The organism is Tardiphaga sp. (assembly GCF_025356345.1).
Classification (GTDB): Bacteria; Pseudomonadota; Alphaproteobacteria; order Rhizobiales; family Xanthobacteraceae; genus Tardiphaga.
On sequence record NZ_JANXTC010000367.1, the window covers coordinates 1 to 4,289 of the forward strand.

Here is a 4,289-nt window from a genome sequence, read left to right on the forward strand (position 1 = left end):
CCTGTTTCTCGAAGCCGCGCTGGCCGCGGGAAAGCTGCCGGCGCCGGGCGCCATGCCGGACATGAAAGCGGCGCTGATCGTGCTGCGCCAGGTGCTGACGGCATCGCTTCCGGCGACGCCGGCGACGGTCAGTAGCGCGCAGCCGGTGCCGGTTCAGGTCGGCGCGCAGCCGGTCGTGGTGGCCAGCCTGCCAGCCGGAATGACGCCAGCACTCGTCCCTTCCGCGATGCCGCAATTGCTGGCGCAGGACGATCTGCTGCAGCAGGCCGGGCTGTTCGCCGTGGAAGATTTCGTCGACTTCAGCAGCAAGCCGGTGATCGTCCCGTCGGCGGCGACGCCGCCGCAGGCGGCGGCCCGCGCGGCGGCGGTGAGCACCGCGCTCAACATGATGCAGGAAGCGCTGCAGGTCGCGCCGCCAGCCGCGGGCGTTTTAGCGAGCAACGCGCTCAATGAGAGCGCGCTGCTGTCGATGCTGCTGCCGAAGGGTAAAACGGCCACCGCGCTCAATGCCGAGGCGAATTCTGCGCGCGGCAACGTGTCGCCGCCGGTGCGCGGCGCTTTGCCGGTGGCGCAGCCACTCGCGCTGCCGTCGCTGCTGCCCGATGTTGCGCTCGACAAGAACCTGCATCATCTGCTTGCCGATACCGATGCCGCGATCGCGCGGCAGACCTTGATGCAGATTGCCTCGCTGCCGGACCACATTGATGGTGCCGGGCCGCGTGTCGATGCCACCGCGCCGCGCTGGAATTTCGAAATCCCATTCGCGATGCCGAATGGCACGGCGGTGGCGCAGTTCGAGATCTCGCGCGATGGCGGCCATGACAGCGAGGCCGAGGCGGCCAAGCGGGTGTGGCGCGCGCGGTTCTCGCTCGATGTCGAGCCGGCGGGTCCGGTGCATGCGCTGATCTCGCTCACCGGCGACAAGACCTCGGTGCGAATGTGGGCCGAGCGCGCCGCCACGGCGTCGCAGCTGCGGGCCGGCTCCGCGCAGCTCAGCCAGGCCCTGATCCGCGCCGATCTGCAGCCCGGCGACATCGTGATCCGCGAGGGCGCGCCGGTTCAGGCCGCGCCGGCCAGTGCGGGGCATTTTCTGGATCGCGCGCTATGACCGTCGATACCAAGCGCCAGCTCGCCGTCGCGCTGCATTACGACAAGAGCGGCGCGCCGCGCGTCACCGCCAAGGGCAGTGGGCATGTCGGCGCCAGGATCATCGAGGTTGCCCGGGCGCATGACATCCCGATCGAGGAAAACGAGACGCTGGCCGGCGCGCTGTCACATGTCGATATCGGCGAGGAAATTCCGGCCGAGCTTTACAAGGCGGTGGCCGAAGTCCTGATCTTCGTGCTGCGCCTGTCCGGCCGGGTGCGCTGAGCGCGTCATGATTCCACCACGATGCCGGGCGCAGCTGAAGCCGTCCACGCTCACATCAGGTACCCCATGATTACGCGTCGTCATGCGCTCGGCCTGCTTGCCGCCACCGTCGCTTCGACGGCTTTCGCCAATGTCGCGCCGCAGCGAAGCGAGATTCGCGACGGCCTCGCCAGGCGCTTTGCCGATGACGGCACCGAAGGTACCTTCGTTGGCTACAAGACCGAGGACTACCTGATCGTCGCCAGCGACAGGGATCGTTCGGGGCAGGCGGCGCTGCCGGCCTCGACCTTCAAGATCGCGAATTCGGTGATCGCGCTGGACACCGGCGTGGTCGGCGATCCCGACAAGGACGTGTTCAAGTGGGACGGCGTGGCGCGCGCGATCGCGGCCTGGAATCAGGATCACACGCTGCGCTCGGCGATCGCCGCCTCGGCGGTGCCGGTGTATCAGGAGATCGCGCGCCGGATCGGCGCCGAGCGGATGCAGAAATATCTCACCGACTTCGATTACGGCAACGCCAATATTGGCGGGGGCATCGACCAGTTCTGGCTGACCGGCGAGTTGCGCATCGATCCGATGCAGCAGGTCGATTTCGTCGACCGGCTGCGCCGCGGCACGCTGCCGGCGCGGAAGCGCAGCCAGGAGCTGGTCCGCGATATCCTGCCGGTGACCAGGGTCGGCGATGCGGTGATTCGCGCCAAGACCGGGTTGCTCGGCGCCGAGCAGGGCCGGCCTTCGCTCGGCTGGATCGTCGGCTGGGTGGAGAAGGGCAGCGAGCAGACCGTATTCGCGCTCAACCTCGACGTCCGCGAGCCCAGACATGTCGCGAGCCGCATGGCGATCGCGCAACTCTGCCTGAAGGACATCGGCGCCATCTGACCGATGGGACTGAACGGCAATGCTGGCGCGGTACGAATGGCTGGACTACGCTCCGTGCATAAAACAAAACACGGAGGAACACCCATGAAATCCATTTCGCTCTGGATGTCGTCGCTCGTGCTGGCCGCGACCGGCGGCTGGCTCGCGGCCACGCTGATCCCGGCCCCGGCGACCAGCAAGCAGCCGCGCTTCCCGCAACTCACCATGGACCAGCTCGATGCCAAGCAGAAGCCGCTCGGCGAGCAGGTGATGAAAGTGTCGAGCGTCGGCCTCGCCGGTCCCTACAATCCGATGATACGCAGTCCGGTGCTGGGCCAGAAACTGTTCGACCTGTTCGCCTATCTGCGCTGGGACACCAGCGTGCCCGTCAAGCTCAACGAGTTTGCGATCATCATCATCGGTCGGCAGTGGCGTTCGCAGGTCGAATGGTTTGCCCATGCGCCGCTGGCGCAGAAGGCCGGCCTGTCGCCCGAGATCATCGCCGATCTCAAGGCCAACAAGCGGCCCGCTAACATGGCCGAGGACGAGGCCACGGTCTATGATTTCGTCACCGAACTGACCACCACCCGCAAGGTCTCCGACGAAACCTATGCGCGTGCCAAGAAGATCTTCAACGATCAGCAGATTGTCGACCTGACCGCGGTGGCCGGCAATTATGTGATGGTGGCGATGCTGCTGGCGATGGCCGAGGAAAGCACGCCGCCCGGCAAGGAAGCGCCGTTCAAGCCCGGCGAGCCGTAGCCGAAACCACGCCCGACTCCGCCTTCGAGGCCATCTGGGTCGCGTCCTTGCCGACGCGGCCGAGATGGGTGGCGCTGAATCCGGTGGTATATTTCAGCCCGTAGCCGAAGGCGCGGTCGAGCCCGATATGTGCCAGCCAGATCAGCGAGATCGAACCCATCGCCGGTTCCGTCAAGACCAGTCCGGCCAGCGCGAGCAGCAGCGGACCGATCGTCGCATGCGCGGCATTGTACAGCGTGGCGCCGATGCGGGGACCGGCGAGATAGCCGAGCATGCTGAGGTCCGGCACGAAGAACAGCAGCGCATAGACCTGCCACGGCGCGCCGGACAGCACGTAGAACAGGGTCATGCCCATGAACAGCGCGACGCCTTCCCAGCGCAGCAGATCACGGATGCCGCCGGTGGCGGCGCCGCTGTTTTCGTTGATGATGATGTTGGCCATGACCGTCTCCATGAGCGGACCCGGCATATAGGGTGAATGGATCGTTGACGCCATGGAATTGCGCGCGCGCGTGGATCAATCCATTTTGAAGATGCTGCCGCAAACCCGTGATCGCGAGCCGGGGTGGCTGCGTCGCCGCGGCGGCCCGTCGGATGTCGGGTTACGGGTGACGGCGTGACCCGGCTAAATCGGGCATTTTCCCCGCCGTAATCTGCGTGCTAGACAAATCCCAACCACGAAACGAGGCGGCTGCATGGTTCGCGCGGCCATTGGGGACGAGCATGAAAGACATTCTGGATACCCTCGAGGACCGCCGCGCCGGTGCCAGACTGGGCGGCGGCGAGAAGCGCATCGAGGCACAGCATGCCAAGGGCAAGCTGACGGCGCGGGAGCGTATCGAATTGCTGCTCGACAAGGGCTCGTTCGAGGAATTCGACATGTTCGTCGAGCATCGCTCGGTCGAATTCGGGATGGAAAAATCGAAAATCCCGGGCGACGGCGTCATCACCGGCTGGGGCACCGTCAACGGCCGCAAGACCTTTGTGTTTGCCAAGGATTTTACCGTGTTCGGCGGCTCGCTGTCGGAAACCCATGCGCAAAAAATCGTCAAGATCCAGGACATGGCGATGAAGGCCCGCGCCCCGATCATCGGGCTGTATGACGCCGGTGGCGCCCGCATCCAGGAAGGTGTCGCGGCACTTGCCGGCTATTCCTACGTGTTTCGCCGCAACGTGCAGGCCTCTGGCGTGATCCCGCAGATCTCCGTCATCATGGGTCCCTGCGCCGGCGGCGACGTCTATTCGCCGGCCATGACCGACTTCATCTTCATGGTGAAGAACACCAGCTACATGTTCGT

At 65.6% G+C, this 4,289-nt stretch carries 6 protein-coding genes; 5 read left to right on the forward strand and 1 reads right to left on the reverse strand.

All coding sequences use genetic code 11. The annotated features are described in order from the left end of the window. From Q0S16_RS22105 to Q0S16_RS22120, 4 genes are all read left to right on the forward strand, one after another. The coding region (locus Q0S16_RS22105) for a flagellar hook-length control protein FliK (protein ID WP_295853169.1) at nt 1-1,108 on the forward strand (1,108 nt) is incomplete at its 5' end. Next, nucleotides 1,105-1,371, forward strand: a complete 267-nt coding sequence (locus Q0S16_RS22110; RefSeq protein WP_295853171.1) for an EscU/YscU/HrcU family type III secretion system export apparatus switch protein — start codon at nt 1,105-1,107, stop codon at nt 1,369-1,371. The genes Q0S16_RS22105 and Q0S16_RS22110, both read left to right, overlap by 4 nt. Nucleotides 1,372-1,437: 66 nt before the next feature. Further along, nucleotides 1,438-2,250 (forward strand): class D beta-lactamase, encoded by an 813-nt coding sequence (gene blaOXA, locus Q0S16_RS22115; RefSeq protein ID WP_295853174.1) that lies wholly within the window; start codon nt 1,438-1,440, stop codon nt 2,248-2,250. 84 nt (nt 2,251-2,334) lie between these two features. Continuing rightward, nucleotides 2,335-2,991, forward strand: coding sequence for a carboxymuconolactone decarboxylase family protein (locus Q0S16_RS22120; RefSeq protein WP_295853177.1), 657 nt, complete (start codon nt 2,335-2,337; stop codon nt 2,989-2,991). Here Q0S16_RS22120 and Q0S16_RS22125 read toward each other — a convergent pair. Continuing rightward, the gene (locus tag Q0S16_RS22125) at nt 2,972-3,433 is read right to left on the reverse strand and encodes a DUF4260 domain-containing protein (RefSeq protein ID WP_295853180.1); all 462 of its coding nucleotides are present in this window, start codon (nt 3,431-3,433) and stop codon (nt 2,972-2,974) included. The two genes, Q0S16_RS22120 and Q0S16_RS22125, sit on opposite strands and share 20 nt — an antisense overlap. A 281-nt stretch (nt 3,434-3,714) precedes the next feature. Here Q0S16_RS22125 and Q0S16_RS22130 point away from each other — a divergent pair. Then, nucleotides 3,715-4,289: carboxyl transferase domain-containing protein (locus Q0S16_RS22130; protein ID WP_295853182.1), on the forward strand; the 575-nt coding region annotated here is incomplete at its 3' end.

Coding starts and splice junctions, on each gene's coding strand:
- Q0S16_RS22110 (WP_295853171.1), top strand. CDS start 1,105: ATGACCGTCGATACCAAGCGCCAGCTCGCCGTCGCGCTGCATTACGAC.
- blaOXA (WP_295853174.1), top strand. CDS start 1,438: ATGATTACGCGTCGTCATGCGCTCGGCCTGCTTGCCGCCACCGTCGCT.
- Q0S16_RS22120 (WP_295853177.1), top strand. CDS start 2,335: ATGAAATCCATTTCGCTCTGGATGTCGTCGCTCGTGCTGGCCGCGACC.
- Q0S16_RS22125 (WP_295853180.1), bottom strand. CDS start 3,433: ATGGCCAACATCATCATCAACGAAAACAGCGGCGCCGCCACCGGCGGC.